This window comes from Methylobacterium sp. J-043 (assembly GCF_022829505.1).
Lineage (GTDB): Bacteria > Pseudomonadota > Alphaproteobacteria > Rhizobiales > Beijerinckiaceae > Methylobacterium > Methylobacterium extorquens_A.
Genome location: NZ_JAKSYB010000042.1, coordinates 267701 through 290990, shown reverse-complemented (window position 1 = coordinate 290990; position 23290 = coordinate 267701). Strand labels below are relative to the sequence as shown.

The 23290-nt window shown below is 69.0% G+C and carries 23 protein-coding genes and 1 other RNA gene; 12 read left to right on the top strand and 12 right to left on the bottom strand.

Annotated elements, in window-relative coordinates; all coding sequences use genetic code 11:
- Nucleotides 1-89: 89 nt before the first annotated feature.
- Nucleotides 90-1499, bottom strand: coding sequence for a type I glutamate--ammonia ligase (gene glnA, locus MKK50_RS10465; RefSeq protein WP_253372422.1), 1410 nt, complete (start codon nt 1497-1499; stop codon nt 90-92).
- A 569-nt stretch (nt 1500-2068) separates the two neighbouring features.
- On the opposite strand from glnA, the gene MKK50_RS10460 reads away from it, so the two are divergent.
- On the top strand, nt 2069-3115 hold the full coding sequence (locus MKK50_RS10460) for a glutamine synthetase beta-grasp domain-containing protein (RefSeq protein ID WP_499022069.1): 1047 nt from the start codon (nt 2069-2071) through the stop codon (nt 3113-3115).
- A 163-nt stretch (nt 3116-3278) separates the two neighbouring features.
- Here MKK50_RS10460 and MKK50_RS10455 read toward each other — a convergent pair whose 3' ends face one another.
- Together MKK50_RS10455 and MKK50_RS10450 are read right to left on the bottom strand one after the other, a co-directional pair.
- Complete coding sequence (locus MKK50_RS10455; RefSeq protein WP_253372426.1) at nt 3279-4208, bottom strand: glutaminase; 930 nt, start codon at nt 4206-4208, stop codon at nt 3279-3281.
- 86 nt (nt 4209-4294) lie between these two features.
- The gene (locus tag MKK50_RS10450) at nt 4295-4633 is read right to left on the bottom strand and encodes a P-II family nitrogen regulator (protein WP_003600526.1); all 339 of its coding nucleotides are present in this window, start codon (nt 4631-4633) and stop codon (nt 4295-4297) included.
- 184 nt (nt 4634-4817) lie between these two features.
- On the opposite strand from MKK50_RS10450, the gene MKK50_RS10445 reads away from it, so the two are divergent.
- Complete coding sequence (locus tag MKK50_RS10445; protein WP_499022068.1) at nt 4818-6341, top strand: NAD(P)H-hydrate dehydratase; 1524 nt, start codon at nt 4818-4820, stop codon at nt 6339-6341.
- 10 nt (nt 6342-6351) lie between these two features.
- On the opposite strand, the gene MKK50_RS10440 is transcribed toward MKK50_RS10445, so the two are convergent.
- The 7 genes from MKK50_RS10440 to gap form a co-directional block, all read right to left on the bottom strand.
- The gene (locus MKK50_RS10440) at nt 6352-7755 is read right to left on the bottom strand and encodes an amino acid permease (RefSeq protein WP_499022067.1); all 1404 of its coding nucleotides are present in this window, start codon (nt 7753-7755) and stop codon (nt 6352-6354) included.
- Nucleotides 7756-8010: 255 nt separating this feature from the next.
- Complete coding sequence (locus tag MKK50_RS10435) at nt 8011-9159, bottom strand: tetratricopeptide repeat protein (RefSeq protein WP_499022065.1); 1149 nt, start codon at nt 9157-9159, stop codon at nt 8011-8013.
- Nucleotides 9156-9824, bottom strand: coding sequence for a thiamine phosphate synthase (locus tag MKK50_RS10430; RefSeq protein ID WP_499022063.1), 669 nt, complete (start codon nt 9822-9824; stop codon nt 9156-9158). The genes MKK50_RS10435 and MKK50_RS10430 overlap by 4 nt, the downstream gene beginning before the upstream one ends.
- A gap of 6 nt (nt 9825-9830) precedes the next feature.
- A complete protein-coding gene (fba, locus tag MKK50_RS10425) occupies nt 9831-10898 on the bottom strand; it encodes a class II fructose-bisphosphate aldolase (RefSeq protein ID WP_253372436.1) in 1068 nt (355 codons plus the stop codon).
- A gap of 152 nt (nt 10899-11050) precedes the next feature.
- A complete protein-coding gene (locus tag MKK50_RS10420) occupies nt 11051-12253 on the bottom strand; it encodes a phosphoglycerate kinase (protein WP_499022061.1) in 1203 nt (400 codons plus the stop codon).
- A 15-nt stretch (nt 12254-12268) separates the two neighbouring features.
- Nucleotides 12269-12787 carry a hypothetical protein gene (locus MKK50_RS10415; protein WP_499022059.1) on the bottom strand — a complete coding sequence of 173 codons (519 nt, stop codon included), beginning with the start codon at nt 12785-12787 and terminating at the stop codon, nt 12269-12271.
- A gap of 113 nt (nt 12788-12900) precedes the next feature.
- The gene (gap, locus tag MKK50_RS10410; protein ID WP_499022057.1) at nt 12901-13908 is read right to left on the bottom strand and encodes a type I glyceraldehyde-3-phosphate dehydrogenase; all 1008 of its coding nucleotides are present in this window, start codon (nt 13906-13908) and stop codon (nt 12901-12903) included.
- A 474-nt stretch (nt 13909-14382) separates the two neighbouring features.
- Between gap and MKK50_RS10405 the strand changes: the two genes are divergently transcribed.
- From MKK50_RS10405 to MKK50_RS10365, 9 genes are all read left to right on the top strand, one after another.
- Nucleotides 14383-14703 (top strand): DUF4164 domain-containing protein, encoded by a 321-nt coding sequence (locus MKK50_RS10405; protein WP_499022055.1) that lies wholly within the window; start codon nt 14383-14385, stop codon nt 14701-14703.
- Between the two features lie 23 nt (nt 14704-14726).
- Complete coding sequence (locus MKK50_RS10400) at nt 14727-15098, top strand: cell division protein ZapA (protein ID WP_253372445.1); 372 nt, start codon at nt 14727-14729, stop codon at nt 15096-15098.
- Between the two features lie 94 nt (nt 15099-15192).
- A non-coding RNA gene (gene ssrS, locus MKK50_RS10395) (6S RNA) lies at nt 15193-15349 on the top strand.
- Complete coding sequence (locus MKK50_RS10390) at nt 15339-15929, top strand: 5-formyltetrahydrofolate cyclo-ligase (RefSeq protein WP_253372447.1); 591 nt, start codon at nt 15339-15341, stop codon at nt 15927-15929. Before ssrS ends, MKK50_RS10390 begins: the two co-directional genes overlap by 11 nt.
- A gap of 9 nt (nt 15930-15938) precedes the next feature.
- Nucleotides 15939-16760: a TIGR00282 family metallophosphoesterase gene (locus tag MKK50_RS10385; RefSeq protein WP_499022054.1), complete on the top strand. Its 822-nt coding sequence runs from the start codon at nt 15939-15941 to the stop codon at nt 16758-16760.
- Nucleotides 16761-16901: 141 nt separating this feature from the next.
- On the top strand, nt 16902-17894 hold the full coding sequence (locus tag MKK50_RS10380; protein WP_499022053.1) for a MotA/TolQ/ExbB proton channel family protein: 993 nt from the start codon (nt 16902-16904) through the stop codon (nt 17892-17894).
- A gap of 4 nt (nt 17895-17898) precedes the next feature.
- The gene (locus MKK50_RS10375; protein WP_499022052.1) at nt 17899-18912 is read left to right on the top strand and encodes a peptidoglycan -binding protein; all 1014 of its coding nucleotides are present in this window, start codon (nt 17899-17901) and stop codon (nt 18910-18912) included.
- A gap of 52 nt (nt 18913-18964) precedes the next feature.
- Nucleotides 18965-19204 (top strand): DUF4926 domain-containing protein, encoded by a 240-nt coding sequence (locus MKK50_RS10370; protein WP_499022051.1) that lies wholly within the window; start codon nt 18965-18967, stop codon nt 19202-19204.
- Nucleotides 19111-19551 (top strand): DUF6883 domain-containing protein, encoded by a 441-nt coding sequence (locus MKK50_RS10365; protein WP_499022049.1) that lies wholly within the window; start codon nt 19111-19113, stop codon nt 19549-19551. The genes MKK50_RS10370 and MKK50_RS10365 overlap by 94 nt, the downstream gene beginning before the upstream one ends.
- Before the next feature lie 9 nt (nt 19552-19560).
- On the opposite strand, the gene MKK50_RS10360 is transcribed toward MKK50_RS10365, so the two are convergent.
- Together MKK50_RS10360 and MKK50_RS10355 are read right to left on the bottom strand one after the other, a co-directional pair.
- Nucleotides 19561-20616, bottom strand: coding sequence for a D-cysteine desulfhydrase family protein (locus MKK50_RS10360; protein WP_499022048.1), 1056 nt, complete (start codon nt 20614-20616; stop codon nt 19561-19563).
- Between the two features lie 70 nt (nt 20617-20686).
- Nucleotides 20687-22543 (bottom strand): ABC transporter transmembrane domain-containing protein, encoded by a 1857-nt coding sequence (locus MKK50_RS10355; protein ID WP_499022046.1) that lies wholly within the window; start codon nt 22541-22543, stop codon nt 20687-20689.
- 296 nt (nt 22544-22839) lie between these two features.
- Here MKK50_RS10355 and rpmE point away from each other — a divergent pair, with 296 nt between their 5' ends.
- Nucleotides 22840-23094 (top strand): 50S ribosomal protein L31, encoded by a 255-nt coding sequence (gene rpmE / locus MKK50_RS10350; protein WP_003602933.1) that lies wholly within the window; start codon nt 22840-22842, stop codon nt 23092-23094.
- The last annotated feature ends 196 nt before the right edge of the window (nt 23095-23290 follow it).

Genomic DNA, 23290 nt, shown 5'->3' with positions numbered 1-23290 from the left:
ATACGATCGGGGACGACAGCACATTCCGCGTTCAAGGCTATCCCCGGGCTCGTCGGCGCTGCATTCGCGCCGACGAGCCCAGCTACTCCTCAGAGCGAGTAGTACTGCACGAACTCGATCGGGTGCGGGGTCATCTCGTAGCGCAGCACCTCGGTCATCTTCAGCTCGATGAACGAGTCGATCTGGTCGTCCGAGAACACGCCGCCGGCCTTGAGGAAGGCGCGGTCCCTGTCGAGGTTCTGCAGCGCCTCACGAAGCGAGCCGCAGACGGTCGGGATCTTCTTCAGCTCGCGCGGGGGCAGATCGTAGAGATCCTTGTCCATCGCCGGGCCCGGATCGATCTTGTTGAGGATGCCGTCGAGGCCGGCCATCAGCAGGGCCGAGAAGGCGAGGTAGGGGTTGGCCATCGGATCGGGGAAGCGGACCTCGACGCGCTTGGCCTTCGGGTTCGTCGTCCACGGGATACGGCAGGAGGCCGAGCGGTTGCGGGCCGAGTAGGCCAGCAGCACGGGGGCCTCGTAGCCCGGCACCAGACGCTTGTAGGAGTTGGTGGACGGGTTGGTGAAGGCGTTGAGCGCCTTGGCGTGCTTGATGATGCCGCCGATGTACCACAGGCATTCCTGGCTGAGGTCGGCATACTTGTCGCCGGCGAAGAGCGGCTTGCCGTCCTTCCAGATCGACTGGTGCACGTGCATGCCGGAGCCGTTGTCGCCGTAGACGGGCTTGGGCATGAAGGTGGCGGACTTGCCGTAGCTCTGCGCGACGTTGTGGATGCAGTACTTGTAGATCTGCATGTGGTCGGCGAGCAGGGTCAGCGTGTCGAACTTCATGCCGAGTTCGTGCTGGGCACTCGCCACCTCGTGGTGGTGCTTCTCGACCTTCACGCCCATGGACTGCATCGCGGCCAGCATCTCGCCGCGCATGTCCTGGGCCGAATCCTGCGGCGGCACGGGGAAGTAACCGCCCTTGGTCTGCACCCGGTGGCCGAGGTTGCCGCCCTCGTAATCGGTGAAGCCGTTGGTGGGCAGCTCGGTCGAGTCGAGCTGGAAGCCAGTATGGTAGGGGTCGGCGCCGAACTTCACATCGTCGAACACGAAGAATTCGGCCTCGGGGCCGACATAGATCGTGTCGCCGATGCCGGTGGAGCGCAGATAGGCCTCGGCGAGCTTGGCGGTGGAGCGCGGGTCGCGGGCGTAGGGCTCGCCGGTCGAGGGCTCGAGCACGTCGCAGACGATCGACATGGTGGAGGCCGAGAAGAACGGGTCCATGCAGGCCGTGACCGGATCGGGCATCAGCAGCATGTCGGACTCGTTGATCGCCTTCCAGCCGGCGATCGACGACCCGTCGAACATGGTGCCGTCCGTGAACATTTCCTCGTCGATCAGGGAGACGTCGAAGGTCACGTGCTGCCACTTGCCGCGCGGGTCGGTGAAGCGGAAGTCGACGTACTTGACGTCATTGTCCTTGATGGCCTTCAGCACATCGGCGGCCGTATTCATGCTGTGCGTCTCCTCGGCAAATTCTGGAAGCGGGGCGGCGAACCATCGGCCGGGCTCGGCCCGAGCCGGTCCGTTCCTGGGCGCGATGGGCTGATCGGGAAAGCGGCACGTCTCGACGGGGCGGCTTCACGCCCGCGGCGTCGCTCCTGATCCGGGTCCGGCCCCCTCTCGCGTCCCCGGCCGGTCTCGCCGGCCGCGCGGACGATATCGTTCGCGCTTGCCCGTTGCCACCCGTCGGCAGGCAAAAAATCCGCGCAATCGCGGGACGTTCGAGGTGTTTCGTCTGCGATCACGGCCCTTGAACCGTCATATTTGCCGCACAAGCCGTAGCCCGTCGGCCGAGCCGACTGGCACGCGACATGCTTAGGCGGAAACCGGAGCGTCCGCCCGCACAGCGGGCGCTCGGGGGGTCGGGCCGGCGCCCTGCTCGCCGGTGGATCGGCGTCTCGGATGCGGCGGGAACATCACCCGCCGGACGCCGCGATCCAACGGCAGGGCAGGCTCTCAACGACGCCGGTTCCGCACAGGTTTCGTCAGGACACGGATCCTCAAGGCACGAGAGACTCGGAATGACCAAGTTTAAGCTCGAGTACATCTGGCTCGACGGCTACACGCCCACACCGAACCTGCGCGGCAAGACGCAGATCAAAGAGTACGACAGCTTCCCGACCTTCGAGCAGCTCCCGCTCTGGGGCTTCGACGGCAGTTCGACGCAGCAGGCCGAGGGTTCCTCCTCCGACTGCGTGCTGAAGCCCGTGCGCCACTTCCCCGACCCGGCCCGCACCAACGGCGTGCTCGTGCTGTGCGAAGTGATGATGCCGGACGGCAAGACCCCGCACCCGTCGAACAAGCGCGCGACCGTGCTCGACGATGCCGGCGCGTGGTTCGGCTTCGAGCAGGAGTACTTCCTCTACAAGAACGGCCGCCCGCTCGGCTTCCCCGAGACCGGCTACCCCGCCCCGCAGGGCCCGTATTATTGCGGCGTCGGCGCCTCGAATGTCGGCCCCGTGGCCCGCAGAATCGTCGAGGAGCATCTCGACCTCTGCCTTGCAGCCGGCATCAACCACGAGGGCATCAACGCCGAGGTGGCCAAGGGCCAGTGGGAATTCCAGATCTTCGGCAAGGGCTCCAAGAAGGCCGCCGACGAGATGTGGATAGCACGCTACCTGCTCCAGCGCCTGTGCGAGACCTACGAGATCGACATCGAGTACCATTGCAAGCCGCTCGGCGACACCGACTGGAACGGTTCGGGCATGCACTGCAACTTCTCGACGACGTTCATGCGCGAGACCGGCGGCAAGGAGTATTTCGAGGCCATGATGGCCGGCTTCGAGAAGAACCTCGACGACCACATCGCCGTCTACGGCCCCGACAACCACATGCGCCTGACCGGCAAGCACGAGACGGCGCCGTGGAACAAGTTCTCCTACGGCGTGGCCGACCGCGGCGCCTCGGTGCGCGTGCCCCACTCCTTCGTCAACAACGGCTACAAGGGCTACCTTGAGGACCGCCGCCCGAACTCCATGGGCGACCCCTACCAGATCGCCTCGCAGGTTCTGAAGACGATCTCCGAGGTTCCGCTCCCGGGCGAAGCCGCGCAGAAGGCCGTCGCGTAAGGATCTTCGAGGCCGATTCCAGGCTCGAAACAGACCGCCCCCGTCGAAGGACGGGGGCGGTTTTTGTTTGTTGAGAGCCAGACGATGCGGCCCCTTACCCCTGTCCCCGCACGCGCGGAGAGGGATGTGCACGAAACGACGCGGTTATCCGGCAGCGGGGGCCTCACACCCCGAAAATCGACCACCCGGTCCGCTTCACCAGCATCTCCAGGGCGATGCGACCGAGATGCGAGTTACCGGCGGCATCCAGCCCCGGCGACCAGACGCAGATCGAGGCACGCCCCGGCGCGACGGCCAGAATACCGCCGCCGACGCCGCTCTTGCCCGGCAGGCCGACGCGGTAGGCGAAATCGCCCGAGCCATCGTAGTGGCCGCAGGTGAGCATGATGGCGTTGATGCGCCGTGCGCGCTCGCCCGAGATCACCGAATGCCCGGCGAGCGGGTGGTGCCCGGAATAGGCCAGGAACAGCCCGGCATTGGCGAGCTGACGGCAAGTCATCGCGATGGCGCAGTGATGGAAATAGACGCCCAGCGTATAATCGACCGGATTCTCGATCACGTCGAAGGAGCGCATGTAGTTGGCGAGCGCTGCGTTGCGGAAGCCCGTGCGCTTCTCGGAGGCCGCCACACGCTCGTCGATGGTGATGCCGTCGTCCTGTGCCAGGAACTGCATGAAGCGCAGGATCTCGCCCAGCGCCTCCCTTGGCTGATGCCCCGACAGGATCACGTCGGTGACGGCGATGGCGCCGGCATTGATGAAGGGATTGCGCGGGATGCCGTTCTCGCGCTCCAACTGGACGATGGAGTTGAACGGGCTGCCCGACGGCTCGCGGCCGACGCGGCGCCAGAGCCGGTCGCCGACCATGCCGAGCGCCAGCGTCAGGGTGAAGACCTTGGAGATGCTCTGGATCGAGAAGGGGGTGTCGGCGTCGCCACCGGCCGCGACCCGGCCGTCGCCGTCGATCACGACGAGGCCGAAACCCTGGGCGTCGACACGGGCAAGTTCGGGGATGTAGCTCGCCACCGTGCCGCGATCAGGCCGCGCCCGCATCTCCGCGGCGATGTCTTTGACGATTGCATCGAGATCGGGCACGGCGTCGCTCGGCTACGGCGCTTCATGTGAAGCGCGGACGCGGCCGGCCCTTCACGAAGCGGGCCAGGACAGCGGGGTCGCCCGGATCAGATCGCGTCGGTGCCGGTCTCGCCGGTGCGGATGCGGATGGCTTCCTCGATGGTCGAGACGAAGATCTTGCCGTCGCCGATGCGGCCGGTCTGAGCCGATTTGCGGATCGCCTCTACGGCGCCTTCCACGAGGGCGTCCGAGAGCACGATCTCCAGCTTCACCTTGGGCAGGAAATCCACGACATACTCGGCGCCGCGGTAGAGTTCGGTATGGCCCTTCTGCCGGCCGAAGCCCTTCGCCTCGATCACGGTGATGCCCTGAAGGCCGACCTCCTGGAGGGCTTCCTTCACCTCGTCGAGCTTGAACGGCTTGATGATCGCCTCGATCTTCTTCATCCGGAAAAGCCCGATCCGTCTCGTCCCTCAGTCAGCCAATTATGTACCATCGCCGCCGCGCGACCGCCACGGCGATTTGGATGACGGGACCGGGAAGTTGCGCACGAAATATGCAAACAAAGCGGAATATGTAGGCAATTCTGCTTAAAACGATGAATTTACAGGCATAGGCTGAGCCAGTTGCATGCATGAGCCGGTGAAATCCCTCCAAGCCTCGCATCGGCTGCTCACCGTTGAGGCGATACGCCGGGTCGATGCTGCGGCCATCGCCGCCGGCACGCCGGGTATCACACTGATGGAGGCGGCGGGCGCCGCGGTCACTGAGCGCGCCCGCGCCCTCGCGCCGGAGGGCGGGCGTGTGCTCGTGCTGTGCGGCCCCGGCAACAATGGCGGCGACGGGTTCGTGGCCGCCCGCCTGCTGGACGAGGCCGGCTACCGAATCGATCTGCGCCTGCTCGGCGAACGCGGCGCGCTCAAGGGCGATGCGGCGCTTGCCGCCGAGGCCTGGACCGGCCCGGCGGGTGCCGTCGAGGCCGCGATTCCGGCGGCCGATCTCATCATCGACGCCGTGTTCGGCGCCGGCCTCTGCCGCGATCTGGAAGGGGCGGCCCGCGCCCTGGTGGAAGCGGTGAATCGGTCGGGCATCCCCGTGCTCGCCGTGGACGTGCCGAGCGGCATCGACGGCGACAGCGGCGCGGTGCGCGGGCTCGCGGTGGAGGCGACCGAGACGGTGACCTTCGTCGCCCTGAAGCCCGGCCACCTGCTCCAGCCCGGCCGGACCCATTGCGGCGCGCTCCACGTCGCCGAGATCGGCACGACTGAGGCCGCCTTCGCCGCCGGGATCGCCGGAGAGACCCGCGCGCTGTCTCGCAACGCCCCCGGCCTGTGGGCGCTGCCGCGGCTCACTGCCGGCAGCCACAAATACACCCGCGGCCACGCTCTGGTGCTGTCGGGCCCTGCCACCCGCACCGGCGCGGCGCGGCTGGCCGCCCGCGGGGCGCTGCGGGTCGGTGCGGGGCTCGTCACCATGGCCTCGCCCGCCTCGGCGCTGGCGGAGAACGCCGCCCATCTCACCGCAATCATGCTACGCCCCTGCGAGAGTTCCGACGACCTCGACGACATGCTCGCCGATGAGCGGCTGAATGCGCTGCTGCTCGGGCCCGGCCTCGGCACCGGCCCAGCGACCTGCGACCTCGTCGCGGTGGCGGCGGGTGCCGGGCGCGCCCTGGTGCTCGACGCCGACGCACTCACGAGTTTCCGCAGCGAGGTGCGCACGCTCGCCCGCTACATCCGTGACGGCGAGGCGCAAGCGGTGCTCACGCCGCACGAGGGCGAGTTCGTGCGGCTGTTCTCCGGTACGGAGGCCGTGGCGGAGGGGCTGACGAAGGTCGAGCGGGCCGCGCGGGCGGCGGAGATTGCCGGGGCGGTCGTGGTGCTGAAGGGGGCCGACACGGTGATCGCGGCCCCGGACGGACGCGCGGCGATCAACGACCACGGCACGCCGCATCTCGGCACCGCCGGCTCCGGCGACGTGCTCGGCGGTCTCGTCGCCGGGTTGCTGGCGCAGGGGATGGAGCCGTTCGAGGCCGCCTGCGCCGCCGTGTGGCTGCACGGCGATGCCGGCCTGCGCTTCGGGCCTGGACTGATCTCCGAGGATCTTCCGGAGATGATCCCGGCGGTTCTGCGCGACCTCTCCGGTCGCGCCTGACCCGCTCCGGCTATCCCGCCGCGACCGCCGCGTTCCTGCGGCCGTAGAGGGCGTAGAACACCAATCCGAGGACGTTCCAGACGGCGAACCAGAGCTGGGTCGTCGCGGGCAGGCTGAAGAACAGATAGCCGCAGCCCAGAATCGTGATTGCCCCGATCAACCACGGGGCCGGGGCGCGGAAGGTGCGGGGGGCTTCCGGCGCGCGGACGCGCATCACCAGCATGCAGGCCGCGACGGCCATGAACGCCGCGAGCGTGCCGGCATTGGCGAGTGCGGCGAGTTCCCCCAGCGGAACGAGCCCTGCGAGTACGGTCACGACGGCCGCGGTGAAGAGGGTGATCCGAACCGGCGTTCCGGTCGAGGAGAGTTTCGCCAAGCTCTGCGGCAGCATCCCGTCGCGGGCCATGGTGAAGAAGATCCGGCTCTGGCCGTAGAAGAAGGCGAGGATGACGGTGGGCAGGGCGATCACGGCGGAAGCCGCGAGATACTGCGCCACCAGCGGCCGGCCGAGTTCGCGCAGGATCAGCGCCAGCGGCTCCGGGCTGTCGGCAAAGCGCGTGTAGGACACGGCCCCCACCGCGGCGACCGCGACCGCGACGTAGATCAGGACGCAAGCCGCCATCGATCCGACGATGCCGATGATCAGGTCACGGCCGGGGTTGCGCGTTTCCTCCGCCGCGGTGGCGATGGCGTCGAAGCCGTAGAAGGCGAAGAAGATGATCGCCGCCGCCGCCATGATGCCGCGCTCGACCCCGTCGGGGCCCACGCTCTTCACGAAGCCGAATGGGTTGAACGGTTCGAGATGGGCAGCCTCGAAAGCCGGCAGCGCAAAGGCCACGAAGACGATCAAGGCGGCGATCTTCACCAGCACCAGCACGGCGTTGACCGTGGCGCTCTCGCGCGTGCCGCGCAGGAGCAGCACGGCGACGACGACGATGATCGCGACGGCCGGAAGGTTGACGATCCCGCCCGCATCCGGCCCCTGCATCAGCGCCTTGGGAAAACCGACCAGGCTTTCCAGCAGCGGCGCGGCGTAGCCGGACCAGCCGACCGCCACCGCGCTGACGACGAGCGAGTATTCGAGGATCAGGCTCCAGCCGATGATCCAGGCGAGGATCTCGCCGAGCACGACGTAGCTGTAGGTGTAGGCGCTGCCCGAGACCGGGATCATCGTCGCCATCTCGGCATAGGCGAGCGCCGCACAGGCGCAGATCGCGCCGGCGATGGCGAAGGACAAGATCACCGCAGGCCCGGCCTTGGCCGCCCCGACGCCGATCAGCGTGAGGATACCGGTCCCGACGATCGCGCCGACGCCGAGGGCCATGAGATGCGGCCAGCCGAGCGTTCGTGCCAGCCGACGCTCCTCACCGGGCTCCAGTTGCAAGGGCTTGCGGCGAAGAAGGCTGGACGTCATTCGGGCTCCTGTCACGCGGTTGTACGAAAGCCTACGGTTGCGTGACAGTCACATCCTCGCGCAAGCGTCGCCGGATGCGCCAGCCCCCCTGCCCCGCTTCTTCGTTTCAAACACGCCGGCCGTTCGGGAAACGCAGGTGGCTAAAGCATCGTCCTCTCCCGAAGGCCGGCAACCAGCTTTCGGGATGATGCGCTAGCCTTTCGTTTTAGCATCATCTTCTTCCGAAAGCCGGCAACGAGCTTTCGGGATGATGCTCTAAGGCGAGAGGTTCACCCGGTCCGCCGCCAGCGCCTCGGCGCGCTTGCGCTCGTCCGGGTTGAGGCCGGCGGTCGCCCCATCGAGGCCCGCATCGGCGCGGCCCTGCGAGGCTGCGGTGAGGTTCCAGGCCGCCGCCTCGATCAGGTTCTTCGGCACGCCGCGGCCGGCGGCGTAGAGCTTGGCAATCCGGTTCTGGGCGATGGCGTTGCCGCGCTGGGCCGCGTGCAGGAAGTAGCGGGCGGCGCGGGTCTCGTCCTTGGGAACGCCGTCGCCGTTGAACAACCGGATCGCGAACTCGACCTCGGCGCCGAGATCGCCGTTGTCGGCGGCGCGGCGGAACCACTGCGCGGCCTGGGTCGTGTCCTTCGCGACACCCTTACCCTGGAGGTAGAGCACGCCGAGCGCGTATTGAGCAGCCGGAATCTCGGCCTCGGCTGCGGCCCGGAAATTGGCCAGGGCCGCAGCCAGATCCGCCGGTTTGTCGCTCGCGAGCTGGATCAGCGCGAGATTGTAGCAGGCGCTGGGCTGTCCCTTGCGGGCCGCCTGTTCGAGCCAGACCCGGCCGGCCTTCTCGTCCTTGGGCTGCCCGCGCCCGTCCATCGCCATCAGACCGAGGGAGGCCATGGCGTTGGGGTCGCTCTGCACGGCCGCCAGCCGGTACCATTCGTGGGCACGTTTGGGATCCGGCTTAACCCCGAGGCCTTGGTTGTAAAGCTCGCCGAGCAGCGTCATCGCCGCGGCGTCCTTCGGGTTCGCTTCGATCCGCTTGGTCGCCTCGCGGAAGGCGGTGACGTAGCGACCGCGCTGATAGGCTCCGTAGGCGGCATCCGCATTCGGGTTCGCCGTCGTGGGTTGCGCCCCCTGAACATTGGTCGAGTAGGGTGAGGGCAGCTCGCGCTTGAGGTCGAACAGGTTCGGCTTGGCCGGTGTCTGCGCGGCTGGCTCCTTCGTGGCCGGCTGCTTCGGGGCGGCGTGAAGAGCGCCGACGTCGAGCGCGAGGACGGCGCAGGCGCCCAGGGCCGTGAGGGACAGGAGGCCAGTTCGGAGTGCGGCCTTCCCCGTGCGCCGACGCGCCCTTCCCTGCCCTCTCCAATGGGGGTGAGCTTTGGAGGGCACCGCCACGGACCTTCCATCAAAAAAAATCATCGTGCCCTGTCGAGCTGCGCCTGTGCGGCCCGAACTCCCTCGGGGTCATCGAGCCACAGGGCGCTTTCCAGCCCGACGAACTCGGAACCCGTCAGCACGAGCGCCGCGACATCCTCGGTGGAGGTCGCCACCGCGATGCAGGGTGTCTCGAAGATCTCGGCCCACCACGCCGCGCGCTCGCGCACGTCCTCGGCATCGGGGGCGACGCCGTCGGGGAAGAGGCCGCCGACCATCAGGTAATCGACACCGGTCTCGCCCGCGACCATCGCCGCGTCCCGCGAGCCGAGCACGCCGCCCGTCCCGAGGATGCGGCCATCACGCAGACGCCCGCGCAGATCGCGCAGAGCCTCTTCGTCGGCGCGGTCGAGATGCACCCCGTCGGCTCCGCCGCGGGCTGCGACGGAGACGACGTCGCCGGCATAGCCCGGCACGGAGACGAGCACCGCGGCACCGCGCTCCTGCGCCGCCGGCGTCAGCCGCTTGACGAGGGCGACGAGGCTGCGCTCGTCGGACGGCGCCAGCCGCAGGATCACCGCCGCCACGTCACCTGCGGCGCAGGCGGCATCGAGCGCCCGGGCGGTCGCCTCGGCCTCGGGCGCGCCGAGACCGTAGGGGGTGAGGAGGGCGAGGCGGGGCCGGACCGCGGCCGACTCTGAGGCTGCCATGGCGGATCAGGCGTCGATCTTCGGGTCGAGCGAGCCGTTGGCGTAGCGCTTCGCCATCTCGGCCACCGAGATCGGGCGGATCTTCGAGCCCTGACCGGCGGTGTTGAACTCCTCGAACCGCTGGCGGCAGAGCTTGGTCATCGCCTCCATGGCGGGCTTGAGGTACTTGCGCGGATCGAACTCGGAGGGGTTCTCGGTCAGCACCTTCCGGATCTGGCCGGTCATCGCCATGCGGTTGTCGGTGTCGATGTTGATCTTGCGCACGCCGTGCTTGATGCCGCGCTGGATCTCCTCAACCGGCACACCCCAGGTCGGCTTCATCTCGCCGCCGTACTGGTTGATGATGTCCTGAAGGTCCTGCGGCACCGAGGAGGAGCCGTGCATGACGAGGTGGGTCGTCGGCAGGCGGCGGTGGATCTCCTCGATCACGCCCATCGCAAGCACGTCACCGTCCGGCTGCCTCGTGAACTTGTAGGCGCCGTGGCTGGTGCCCATCGCCACCGCCAGCGCATCGACCTTGGTGGCGGCCACGAACTTCACCGCCTCGTCCGGATCGGTCAGGAGCTGGTCGTGCGAGAGCACGCCCTCGGCGCCGTGGCCGTCCTCGGCCTCGCCCTGGCCGCTCTCCAGCGAGCCGAGCACACCGAGTTCGCCCTCGACCGAGACGCCGGCCCAGTGGGCCATCTTGGTGACGTTGTGGGTGATCTCGACGTTGTAGTTGTAGTCCGCCGGGGTCTTGCCATCGGCCTTCAGCGAGCCGTCCATCATCACCGAGGTGAAGCCGTACTGGATCGCGGTGGCGCAGGTGGCTTCGTTGTTGCCGTGGTCGAGATGCATGCAGACGGGGATGTGCGGGTAGATCTCGACGAGGCCGTCGATGAGCTTGGCCAGCACCACGTCGTTGGCATAGGCGCGGGCACCCCGGCTCGCCTGGAGGATCACCGGCGAATTGGTGGCATCCGCCGCCGCCATGATCGCGAGCCCCTGCTCCATGTTGTTCAGGTTGAACGCAGGCACGCCGTAGCCGTACTCGGCGGCGTGATCGAGGAGCTGCCGGAGGGTGATGCGTGCCATGGTTCGATCCTCGTGCGATGCGGCCTCAGCCGGGCCTGTCCCTTGCTGCGGCCTATATAGGTGCGCCGGTGCCGCGAGCCTGCGGCCCGGCGCTGAAAAATGCGCTCGTTTGTCGGCGTCGCCGCCCGCGTTGCGGGGCGGCCGATCCAGCCTCAGCCCTGCGCGCGCAACGCCTCGACGCCGGGCAGCTCCTTGCCCTCCAGCCATTCGAGGAAGGCGCCACCGGCCGTGGAGACGTAGGAGAACGCCTCGCCCACGCCCGCATGGTTGAGGGCCGCCACCGTGTCGCCGCCGCCCGCCACGCTGACGAGCTGGCCAGCCTTGGTGCGCCGGGCGGCGTGCTGGGCGACCGCGACCGTGCCGGTGTCGAACGGCGTCAGCTCGAAGGCGCCGAGCGGACCGTTCCAGACCAGCGTCCGCGCCTCCTCGATGGCGCCGTCGATCGTGGCGATCGAGGAGGCGCCGACATCGAGGATCATCGCGTCGGAGGGCACCGCATCGACCGGCACGGTCTCGTTCTCGGCATTGGCCTTGAACTCGCGGGCCACCAGCGCATCGACCGGCAGGATGATGGTGCAGTTCTTCTCCTTGGCCGCGGCGAGGATCCGATTGGCGGTCTCGGCGAGATCCTTCTCGCACAGCGACTTGCCGACATCCTTGCCCTGCGCGTGCAGGAAGGTGTTGGCCATGCCGCCGCCGATCACCAGCATGTCGACCTTGGCGACGAGGTTTTCGAGCAGGTCGATCTTGGTCGAGACCTTGGCGCCGCCGACGATGGCGATGACCGGGCGGGCCGGAGATTCGAGGCCCTTGGTGAGCGCATCGAGTTCGGCCTGCATCAGGCGCCCGGCATAGGCCGGCAGCAGGCGGGCGAGCCCTTCGGTCGAGGCATGCGCGCGGTGGGCGGCGGAGAACGCCTCGTTGACGTAGATGTCGCCGTTGGCTGCAAGTGCCTTAGCGAAGTCGGGATCGTTCTTCTCCTCGCCCGCGTGGTAGCGGGTGTTTTCGAGGAGCAGCACGTCGCCGTCCTTGAGCGCGGCGACGGCCGAGGCGGCGGCCTCACCGACGCAATCCTCACCGAACGCCACCGGCCGCCCGAGCTTCTCCGAGAGCGTCGAGAGGATCGGCTTCAACGAATCCTTCGGGTCCGGCTTGCCCTTGGGGCGGCCGAAATGCGCCAGCAGGATCACTCGCCCGCCGCCATCGGCGATCTCGCGGATCGTCGGCACGACACGCTCGATCCGGGTTGCGTCGGTGACGCGTCCGCCCTCCATCGGCACGTTGAGATCGACGCGCAGCAGCACGCGCTTACCCTTGAGCGGGCCGGCATCGTCGAGGGTGCGGAAATCCGTCATGGCGGCGTCTGCTTCTTACGGGTTGGAGGCAGGGGGATTGGACGACGGAGTGGCGGGCGTCGTCTGGCTCTGGCCGCCGAGGCTGTGCGGCAGCATCCGGTCGAGGTTCAGCCGCTGCACGGCGACCATCAGCGCGACGGTGAGCACGGCGGTGATGATCGCGGTCAACACGAGGGCGCCGGTGCCGGGCAGGCGGCCGACCCGGTCGGACAGGGTGCGGACTTCGCTGCGCAGGGACGAGAGATCGACCTGCCGGGCAGCGTCGTTCATCCGGGTCGAGGCCGACTCGACCTTCTCCTCGACGCGCGAGAGCAGCGCCTCGGAGCGGGCATACTTGTCCTCGATGCGCGCCGTCTTGTCCTCGATGCGGGCGAGCTGGTCGGCGTGGTTGACGGCGCCGGAGGCCGGCAACTCGGCCTTGCCGACGCTCGGCGGCGGGGCCGCGGGCGTCACGGTGGCGGGCGGCGCGGAGGAGGACGAGGGGGCGGGAATGAAGTCGGTCCCGGAAGGCTTGGCCGGCGAGGTCTCGGTCATCGCGTACGCACCTTGCAGCTTCGGCGAGCCGGGCTCGCCTCAGGGAACTCGATCAACAATTGGGGGCGGCCGGCTCAGAGTCCGGCCGCCCTTCGTCAGGCGTAGCTAGAGCGTCAGATCAGCTTGGCCATGGCCACGGCGGTGTCGGCCATGCGGTTCGAGAAGCCCCACTCGTTGTCGTACCAGGACAGGATGCGCACGAAGGTGCCGTCCATGACCTTGGTCTGGTCGAGGTGGAAGGTGGACGAGTGCGGATCGTGGTTGAAGTCGATCGACACGTTCGGCCGGTCGGTGACGCCGAGCACACCCTTGAGCGGGCCGGCGGCGGCGGCCTTGATCGCGTCGTTGATCTCCTGGACCGAAGTCTCGCGCTTGGCCGTGAACACGAGATCGACCGCCGAGACGTTCGGGGTCGGCACGCGGATCGCGGTGCCGTCGAGCTTGCCCTTCAGCTCCGGCAGGACGAGGCCGACGGCCTTGGCCGCGCCCGTCGAGGTCGGGATCATCGAGAGCGCCGCGGCGCGGGCCCGGTAGAGATCCTTGTGCATCTGATCCAGCGAGGGCTGGTCGTTGGTGTAGGAGTGGATCGTGGTCATGAAGCCGCGCTCGATGCCCACGGTCTCGTCGAGGATCTTGGCGACCGGCGCGAGGCAGTTCGTGGTGCAGGAGGCGTTCGAGACCACGAGGTGCTCGGCGGTGAGCCGGTCGTGGTTCACGCCGTAGACGACCGTGAGGTCGGCCCCGTCGGCGGGCGCCGAGACGAGGATGCGCTTGGCGCCGGCGTCGAGATGGGCCTTGGCCTTGTCCTTCGAGGTGAAGATGCCGGTGCATTCCAGCGCGATGTCGACCCCGAGGTCGCGGTGGGGCAGCTCGGCCGGGTTGCGCACGGCGGTGACGCGGATGCGCTTGCCGTTGATGACGATGTCGTCGCCCTCGACCGCGACCTCGGCCGGGAAGCGGCCATGCACGGAATCGTAGCGCAGCAGGTGGGCGTTGGTCTCGACCGGGCCGAGATCGTTGATCGCGACGACCTCGATGTCGGTGCGGCCGGCCTCGACGATGGCGCGCAGCACGTTACGGCCGATGCGCCCGAACCCGTTGATGGCAACCTTGACGGTCACGGCGTGACTCCTTCGAAATGGGGCGCACCCGCGCGCCGATGGGGAACCGGTCGGGCCGGCCGGCGGCGTTCGCGCGCGGCACCCGATGAAGGTGAGACCGCTCCAAGCGGGGCGGCACTGAACGGGGGATGAACCGTGAGACGGCCCGCAGCCGTCCGGTCGGCGGACGGTCTGAGCGGGGAGCCGGGAAGAGTCACGGTTTCAGGAATCCGTAGGGCGGCCCCGCGCCGGGGGATCGGGGCCGGGCGCCGGCTCTCTAACATGGCGCCCGAGGCTGTCAAAGATCGGGGGCAAGCCTGTGAATTGTCTGGAATTTCGAATGCGCTTGGCTGAAACCTGTTCGCAGCGGGGGTTCGGAGTACCGCGAAAGTCCTTCCGCCGCCGGCCGTTTGCGTTCTGGCCGCCGTGGCGCGGGGCGCGCTTCGTGGCAGACTCCGATGACGCGGCAACCGACGGGTGGAGATGGCGCGAGATATGGCGCGAGCGGAGACGAAGGCAGCACAAGGAAGGGGGCAGGACGGTGGCGGGCTGGAAGAGGCCCTGCACCGGCTCGACGCCGCGCTGGCGCTGCTCGAGACGGCGGTGGCCCGCAAGCTCGAATCCGAGCGTAGCCGCGGCGACCGGGAGACGGAGTTCGCCCTGCTGGAGGAGGACCGGGTGCGACTCGCCGCCGAACTCGACGCGGCGGGCGCGCGGCTCGCCCGGATGAATTCCACCACCGGCGAGGTGAACCGCCGCCTCGATCGCGCCATCGAAACGGTGGAAGACGTGCTGTCCGGCCCGTCCGGGCGCTGAGTTCGAGTCAGGTTCACACGCGGATGCCGCACGTCAACGTCACCATCGCGGGCAAGAGCTACCGGATGGCCTGCGGCCCCGGCGAGGAGGATCACCTCGCGGCCCTGGCCAAGAGCTTCGACGACCGTGTCAGCGAAATGCGCGGCACGTTCGGCGAGATCGGCGACATGCGCCTGCACGTCATGGCCTCGCTGACCCTGGCCGACGAACTGCTCGAAGCCCGCCGCCGCATCGCCGACCTGGAGCAGCACGCGACCCAGGGCGCGGCCGATCAGGCCCGGCTCGCGAGCGGTGTCGGCATCGCCGCCGAGCGGATCGACCGGCTGGCGCGGGCGCTGTCGGGGCAGCCGGGCGGCGCTTCCGCCGGCAAGGGCGAGGCCGGCCGCGGCGGCTGAGCGGGGCGGGAGCACGCACAGCCGGCTTCGAATTTCTGAGGCGTGACACGATCGCCCCCTGGCGTCCGAGCCCCGGCGCGTCTATCTCTGGCGGGCGGGGCTGCAGAGTTCGTCAGGAGAACTTTCCCCGGGGCCTTATCGACTCCCCAGGGAGCTGTCACTGGCCTCGTCCGTGGACTTGGCCAACACGGCGCCCACCTACACTGTAGGTTTCCCGGGATCGACACTCCAACGGCTCAAGTGGCTCCGCACTCATCCTCCGAACGCTCGCTGAAGGCGAGCCTCCGCGCCGAGGCGCTGGCCCGCCGCGACGCGCTCTCGCCCGAGGCCCGCCTCGCCGGCGCGCTGCGCGCCGCGGACATCATCGCGGCCATCCCCGAACTGGCCGAAGCGCCGCTTGTCGGCGCCTTCTGGCCGATCCGCTCCGAGATCGACCCGCGCCCGCTGATCGAGCGCTTTTTCGCCCGCGGCCAGCGTGTCGCATTGCCGAAGGTGACCAAGCAGGGCCTCGTCTTCCGTGAATGGCGCGCGGGCGAGGAACTGGTGAAGGGCGGCTTCGGCCTCAGCGAGCCGCGCGACGACCTTCCCCCGCTCGACCCCACCGCCCTGATCGTGCCGCTCGCCGCCTTCGACCGGGCGGGCCAGCGCATCGGCTACGGCGCCGGCTACTACGATCAGGCGATCGAGCGGCTCTCGAAGAACGGACCGGTGCTGACGGTCGGCATCGCCTTCTCCGTCCAGGAGATCGCGCAGGTGCCGGCCGAGCCGCACGACCGCCCGCTCGACCATCTCGTGACCGAGGCCGGTCTCGTGCCGCTCCGGCAAAACTGATTCGACGCGATGCGCATCCTCTTCCTCGGCGACATCGTCGGACGTCCCGGCCGCTACGCCGTCACCGAACGCCTGCCGGCCCTGCGTGAACGCTGGCGCCTCGATTGCGTGGTCATCAACGGCGAGAACGCGGCCGGCGGCTTCGGCATCACCGAATCGATCTGCGACGAGATCCTCCAAGCCGGCGCCGACGCGGTGACGCTCGGCAACCACTCCTTCGACCAGCGTGAGGCGCTCGTCTTCATCGCCCGCCAGCCACGGCTGATCCGCCCGGCGAACTACCCGCCGGGCACGCCGGGCCGCGGCGCCACGGTGATCGAGACGCCCCGGGGCGCTCGCGTCCTCGTCGTCAACGTGATGGGTCGGATCTATCTCGACCCGCTCGACGATCCCTTCGCCGCGGCCGACCGCGAACTCGACGCCTGCCCGCTCGGCGCGGCGGCGGATGCGGTGATCGTCGACATGCACGCCGAGGCCACCAGCGAGAAGCAGGCCATGGGGCATTTCCTCGACGGCCGCGCCAGCCTCGTCGTCGGCACCCACACCCATGCGCCGACCGCCGATCACCGCATCCTGCCCCACGGCACCGCCTACCTGTCGGATGCCGGGATGTGCGGCGACTACGATTCCGTGCTCGGGATGCAGAAGGAAGAGCCGGTGCGCCGCTTCCTTCAAAAGACGCCGGGCTCGCGCCTCGAAGCGGCCACCGGCGAGGGCACCCTGTGCGGCATCGCGGTCGAGACCGACGACGCGACGGGGCTGGCCAAGCGCGTCTGGGCCGTACGCCTCGGGCCGCATCTCGAGGAGACCTGGCCGCGCGAGTGGGATTGAGTCCACCTCTGCGCCTCAAGGCTCGTTGAACGATAGCGCACCGTGACTTGATCGCGGCAGGCCGAGCCGCCAGAGTGCCGCCGGTTTCGACACAGCGGTGCCGCCGGTCCCGGCGTCAGGCCCAACACGAGTATGGACCCGATGGCGGCCCGTTCCGCGTCCCTCGACACACCTCCCCTCGCCAAGCCCGGCATGACGCTGGTGCGGATGCTGGTGTTCCTGGCGCTCGCGGGCTTCCTCGCCTTCGTCCTCTACAAGCAGATCACCCCGGCCTTCCTCGCCAATCCGGGCCTCAACGGGCTGATCCTCGGCGTGCTGCTGATCGCGGTGCTGCTCGCCTTCGGGCAGGTGACGCGGCTGTTTCGCGAGGTGCGCTACGTCAACGCGGTCGCCGCCGGGCAGAACCCGAAGGACCGGCCGGCCCTGCTCGCCCCTCTGCTGCCCGCCCTCGCGGCGCGCCGCGAGGGGATGACGCTCTCATCCACCCGCGCGCATCTCGACACCACGGCGGTGCGGCTCGACGAGGGCCGTGAGATCCTTCGCTACATCGCCGGCATCCTGATCCTGCTCGGCCTGCTCGGCACCTTCTGGGGCCTGATCGAGACGCTCTCGGCGGTGGGCTCTGTGATCGGCGGCATGCGCGGCGGTGGCGATGCGGCGGTGATGTTCGACGAACTCAAGAGCGGGCTCGCCGTGCCGCTGTCCGGCATCGGCCTCGCCTTCTCCGCCTCGCTGTTCGGCCTCGCCTCCTCGTTGATCGTCGGCTTCCTCGACCTTCAGGCGGGGCAGGCCCACTCCCGCTTCCACAACGAGTTGGAGGACTGGCTCGTCTCCGGCGAGGAGCAGGCGGTCGCCACCACCGCCGTCGCGGCGCGCCCGGCGCCCGAGCACGATCCCGCCATCGCCCGCGAGTTGCAGGCGGCGGTCGATCGGCTGAGCGGCGTCATCGCCGAGGGCGCCGGGGGCCGGGGTGCGACCCAGGCGATGACCAACCTTGCGGAGGGCATCCAGGGCCTCGTGCAGCACATGCGCGCCGAGCAGCAGATGATCCGCGACTGGGTCGAGGCCCAGGCCGCCCGGGAGCGTGAATTGAAGCAGGTGCTCGAACGGCTGGCGCGCGAGAAGGTCAACTGAGAGCATGGCGTCGATCCGCGCGCGCTCGCAGCGCAGCCTGAATGTCTGGCCGGGCTATGTCGATGCGCTGGCGACACTCCTGCTCGCCGTCGTGTTCCTGCTCACCGTGTTCGTGGTGGGGCAGTTCTTCCTCTCGCAGGAGCTGACGGGCCGCGACGCGGTGCTGGTCCGCCTCAACCGCCAGATCGCAGACCTCACCGACCTGCTGGCGCTGGAGCGCTCCAGCCGCCGCGCCCAGGAAGAGGCGGCCTCCGGCCTGCGCAACACCCTGACCGCCACGGAAGCCGAACGCGACCGGCTCCGGGCACTGACCGATGCCAGCGAAGCGGCCCAGGGCAAGAGCGCCGACGTCGATGCCCAGCTCGCGGCCGAGCGCGGCGCAACGCAACGGGCCCAGAATCAGGTCGAGTTGCTCAACGAGCAGATCCGCGCCCTGCGGCGCCAACTCGCGGCGCTGGAGGACGCGCTGGCGGCCTCCGAATCCCGCGACCGGGAGAGCCAGGCCCGCATCGCCGAACTCGGTAGCCGCCTCAATGTGGCGCTGGCCCAGCGGGTGCAGGAACTGGCCCGCTACCGCTCCGACTTCTTCGGGCGCCTGCGCCAAGTCATCGGCAGCCGCACGGATGTCCGCATCGTCGGCGACCGCTTCGTGCTGCAATCCGAGGTGCTGTTCGCAGCCGGCTCTGCCGCGCTGAAGCCCGAAGCCGGGCCGGAACTCGATCGGATCGCGGGGGCGATCCTCGACATCGCGCGGGAAATCCCCGCCGACATCCCCTGGGTGCTGCGCGTCGATGGCCACACCGATGCGCGGCCGATCCAGTCGGCGCAGTTCCCGTCGAACTGGGCGCTGTCGGCGTCGCGTGCCATCGCCGTGGTGCAGTACCTGCGCAGCAAGGGTCTTCCGCCGCAGCGGCTCCTGGCCGGCGCCTTCGGCGAGTTCCAGCCGCTCGATTCGGGAACGAGCGAGGAGGCCTATTCGCGAAATCGCCGGATCGAGATGAAGCTGACCGAGCGGTAAGCCGCGCGGCACGGCAGCTTGCGGAAATCGCTATTCGGCCTAATCTTCGATCATGACGGTCGAAGCACTTTACATCCTGCGCCGACGGACATCGCGATCCGCTTTCAAGGATCTCGACCGTGTGATGCTGACGGCGGACATAACGACCGATGACGGCGACACGGTCGCGGCCGGCTGCGAGGGAACGATCGTCGGCGTGTGGCGCGACGGCGCGGCCTACGAGGTGGAATTCACCGCGCCCATCGCAGGGCTGGCAACGGTGCTGCCAAGCGACTTGGCCCCGAAGCCTTGAGCAGGCCAACGCGATCGCCGCCGGCCTTCGCCATCAGTTCAGAGAAGATTGGCGGCTATCTCCTGAATCCGGCGCATCCCGACGGCGGATCGAAGGCGCGCTTCTTGGCGTTGTTCGGCTTCACCGGCGATGCTCCGGAGATCCTGGCGCAAGCGCTCCTCGCCCACGCCAAGCCTGAGCACTTGGCAAAGGAGGGGGTGACGCCCCTCGGCGACGTCAAGCTCATCTACGAGGGTCCGCTTCAAGCCCCCGATGGCCGCTCGCCCTCCGTGCGGACGGTTTGGCGCCTCCTGCCCGATGACACGGCTCACTTCGTCACGGCCGTGCCATTGAAAGAGCGTCGCTAGACGCTTGGTTTACTTTGTCTTTTCCGAAAGCCGGTGGTCGCCATTTGGGAGGCCGTGCAAAAACTCGCCCCGATACGCGAACAGCCCCGGCACGCCGCCGGTCATCACGAACAGCACCGCCGCGCCGCGCTCGTACAGGCCGGCGCGGACGTCGTGGAGCAGCCCGGCGAACGCCTTGCCGCTGTAGACGGGGTCGAGCAGCAATCCTTCGGTCCGAGCCATCAGCCGCACCGCTTCGCGCATGCCCTCGGTCGGGATGCCGTAGCCCGGCCCTCGATGGGCGCCGTCCACGCGGATGGCATCATCGGAGAGCGTCCGGCTACCATCGATCAGCGCGAGGGTGTCGCGGGCCCTGGCTAGCGTTGCGGCCGTCGCCTCGGGCTCGGGGGCGAGCACCGTGTAGGATTGGGCGAGATGAGGGTCGCGGCCGGCGGCGATGAGGCCGGCGGCGAGCCCGGCATGGGTACCCGAACTGCCGTTCGGCACGACGATGCGGGCGAAGGCGAGGCCGAGATTGGCCGCCTGCTCCAGGATCTCGGCGGCGCAAGCGGCGTAGCCGAGACAGCCGAGCGGGCTCGACCCGCCGGAGGGGAAGACGTAGACGCGCCGCCCCTCGGCCCTCAATTGCTCCGCCCGCGCCTCGGCCTGCGCCAGCGAATCCGCCTCGCCCGGCAGCAGATGGACACGGGCACCGAACAGGTCCTGCAACAGTCGGTTGCCGTTGGCGGTATAATCGGCGTCCTCCCGCGGAACGCTGCGGGTGAGGAACAGCTCGCAGGCCAGCCCCATCCGCGCGGCGGAGGCGGCGGTGAGCCGGGCGTGGTTCGATTGCAGCGCGCCGACGGTGATCACGGTATCCGCCCGCTCCGCCAGCGCCTGACCGAGCAGGAATTCGAGCTTGCGCAGCTTGTTGCCGCCCAAGCCCACGGGGCCGATGTCGTCGCGCTTCACGAACAGGCGGACGCCGTTCAGCTCGGGCCCGAGATGGGTCGAGAGACGGTCGAGGGAGCGGATCGGCGTCGGCCCGTCGGTGAGTGCGACACGGGGGAAGCGGGTGAGATCCATCGATCGCCTTCGTCTGCGTTAGCGCATCATCTTTGTCCGAAAGCCGGCGGACGCCTTTTGGGATGATGCTCTATTCCGCCGCGTGTTTCGGGCGCGGGTCGCGCGCCCGGGCACTGTCGTCGAAGCGGTCGGCGAATTGCAGGCTCGCGAGTTGCGCGTAGAGGGCGCCGCGCGCGAGCAGGCTCTCATGCGTTCCCTCCTCGACGATCTTGCCGCCATCGAAGACGAGGATGCGGTCGGCCGCGCGGATGGTCGCGAGCCGGTGGGCGATCACCAGCGTGGTGCGGCCCTGCATCAGCCGGTCGAGGGCGTTCTGCACCGCGCGCTCGCTCTCGGCATCGAGCGCCGAGGTCGCCTCGTCGAGGAGCAGGACCGGCGCGTCCTTCAGGATGGCGCGGGCGATGGCGATGCGCTGGCGCTGCCCGCCCGAGAGGGTGGTGCCGCGCTCGCCGAGCAGCGTCGCGTAGCCCTGCGGCAGGGCGCGGATGAAGCCGTCGGCGTTGGCGAGGCGCGCCGCCTCCTCGACCTCCGCCTCGCGGGCGCCGGGGCGGCCGTAGCGGATGTTTTCCAGAACCGTGCCGGAGAACACCACCGGATCCTGCGGCACCAGGGAGAGGCGGGCGCGCAGGGCGTCGAGATCGGCCTGCGGCAACGGCACGCCGTCGATCGTCACGCGCCCCTCATCCGGATCGTAGAAGCGCAGCAGCAATTGCAGCACCGTGGTCTTGCCAGCCCCCGAGGGGCCGACGAGGGCGATCCGCTCGCCGGGCGCCGCGGTAAAGGAGATGCCGTCCAGCGCCGCGTGTTCGGGCCGGGTCGGGTAGCGGAAGCGCACCGCCTCGAACGCGACCGCGCCGCGGGCCGGGCTCGGCAGGGCGACGGGGTGCTCGGGAGACTTGATCGCCGGCTCGGCGGCCAGGATCTCGCCGAGCCGCTCGGCGGCGCCTGCGGCTTGGGCGAGTTCGCCGTAGACCTCGGAGAGCTGGCCGAGTGCGCTCGCGCCGAACACGGCGTAGAGCACGAATTGCGAGAGCTGGCCGGCGCTCGTGGTGCCCGCGAGCACGCCCTTGGCGCCGTACCACATCACGCCGACGACCGAGGCCGAGATCAGGAAGATCGCCACGCCGGTGAGCAGAGCGCGCGCGGTGATCGAGACGCGCGCCGCCCGGTAGGCGTTCTCGGACGCCTCGGCGAAGCGCTCGGCGGTGGCGCGGCCCATGCCGAAGGCCTGCATGGTGCGGACAGCCCCGACCGCTTCCGCCGCATAGGCCGAGGCGTCGGCGAGCCGGTCCTGCGCCGCGCGCGAGCGGCGGCGCACGCCGCGGCCCGACAGGATCAGCGGGAACACGATGAGTGGAATCGCGGCGAGCACCAGGATCGACAGGCCGGGGCTCGTCCAGACCATCATCGCCACGGCGCCGACGAACAGGAACAGGTTGCGCAGCAGGATCGAGATCGAGACCCCGAACACCGCCTTGACCTGCGTGGCGTCCGCGGTGAGCCGCGAGACGATCTCGCCGGATTGCGACTTGTCGAAGAAGGTCGGATCGAGGCTCGTCAGCCGCGCGAACACGGCCGAGCGCAGATCCGCGACCACACGCTCGCCCAGCGTCACCACCGAGTAGTAGCGGCCCGCGCTCGACACCGCGAGCACCGCCACCACCACCAGCAGCGCCAGGAAGTAGGAGTTGATGAGCGCCTGCCCCTCCGGCGAGAAGCCGTGGTCGATCACGCGACGAATCGCGATCGGCACGACCAGCGTCGCGCCCGACGCGGCGATCAGCGAGATCAGCGCCGCGAGGATGCGGCCCCGGTAACGGCTCGCGAAGGGAATCAGCGGTCTGAGCGCCCCGAGCGGCGCCCGCCCCCGGAGCGCCGCCTGCGGATCGATTTCTGCGCCGGACGACGCATCACGCTTGCGGGCCATCATTCCTCGACATCGTTTCGTCCCGTTCCGTGCCGTTTCTGTCGTGTCGTCTTTGCTTGGAACCATCGCATACGCAGCGACCGCCCCGATTTCCAGTTCGCGCCGGAGCCCTAAGCCCGTCGCGGCTGATATCCCTGTCATCGGTTCGCGGAAAACCGGCGATGCGCCCGCGCTCTCTTGTTCCTCGTCCGAGGCTGAGGTATAGGCGCGCCTTCATCGGAATGCGCGCGATGTTTTGCCCCTGGCTCCTCCCCTGAGTGGCGGGGCCGGTCGGCGTGCTACCTCAGGAATTCGTCATGGCAAAGAACGAGGCCGGCAAGGCCAAGGGGACTGAGCACCCCGACTACCACTTCATCAAGGTCGTGATGACCGATGGCTCCGACTACAAGACCCGCTCGACCTACGGCAAGGAAGGCGACGTCCTCAACCTGGACATCGACCCGTCCACGCACCCGGCCTGGACCGGCGGCGAGCAGAAGATGCTCGATCGCGGCGGGCGCGTCTCGCGCTTCAACTCGCGCTTCGGCGGCCTCGGCTTCGGCAAGAAGTGACTCTTTCAGGGTTTGGGCGCGAGCCCGAATCGACCAGACGGCGCCGCTCGCGGCGCCGTTTTCGTTTGTGCGGACGATCTGACAATGAAGCCCGCACGGGCGGTGTCTGCGGGTCGGACAGTAGGCCGGACCCCATCCGCGCAACCGGGCGGCGAGGCGCGGCCCTCGGACCGCGCCCCCGTCGCGAGCAGAACGG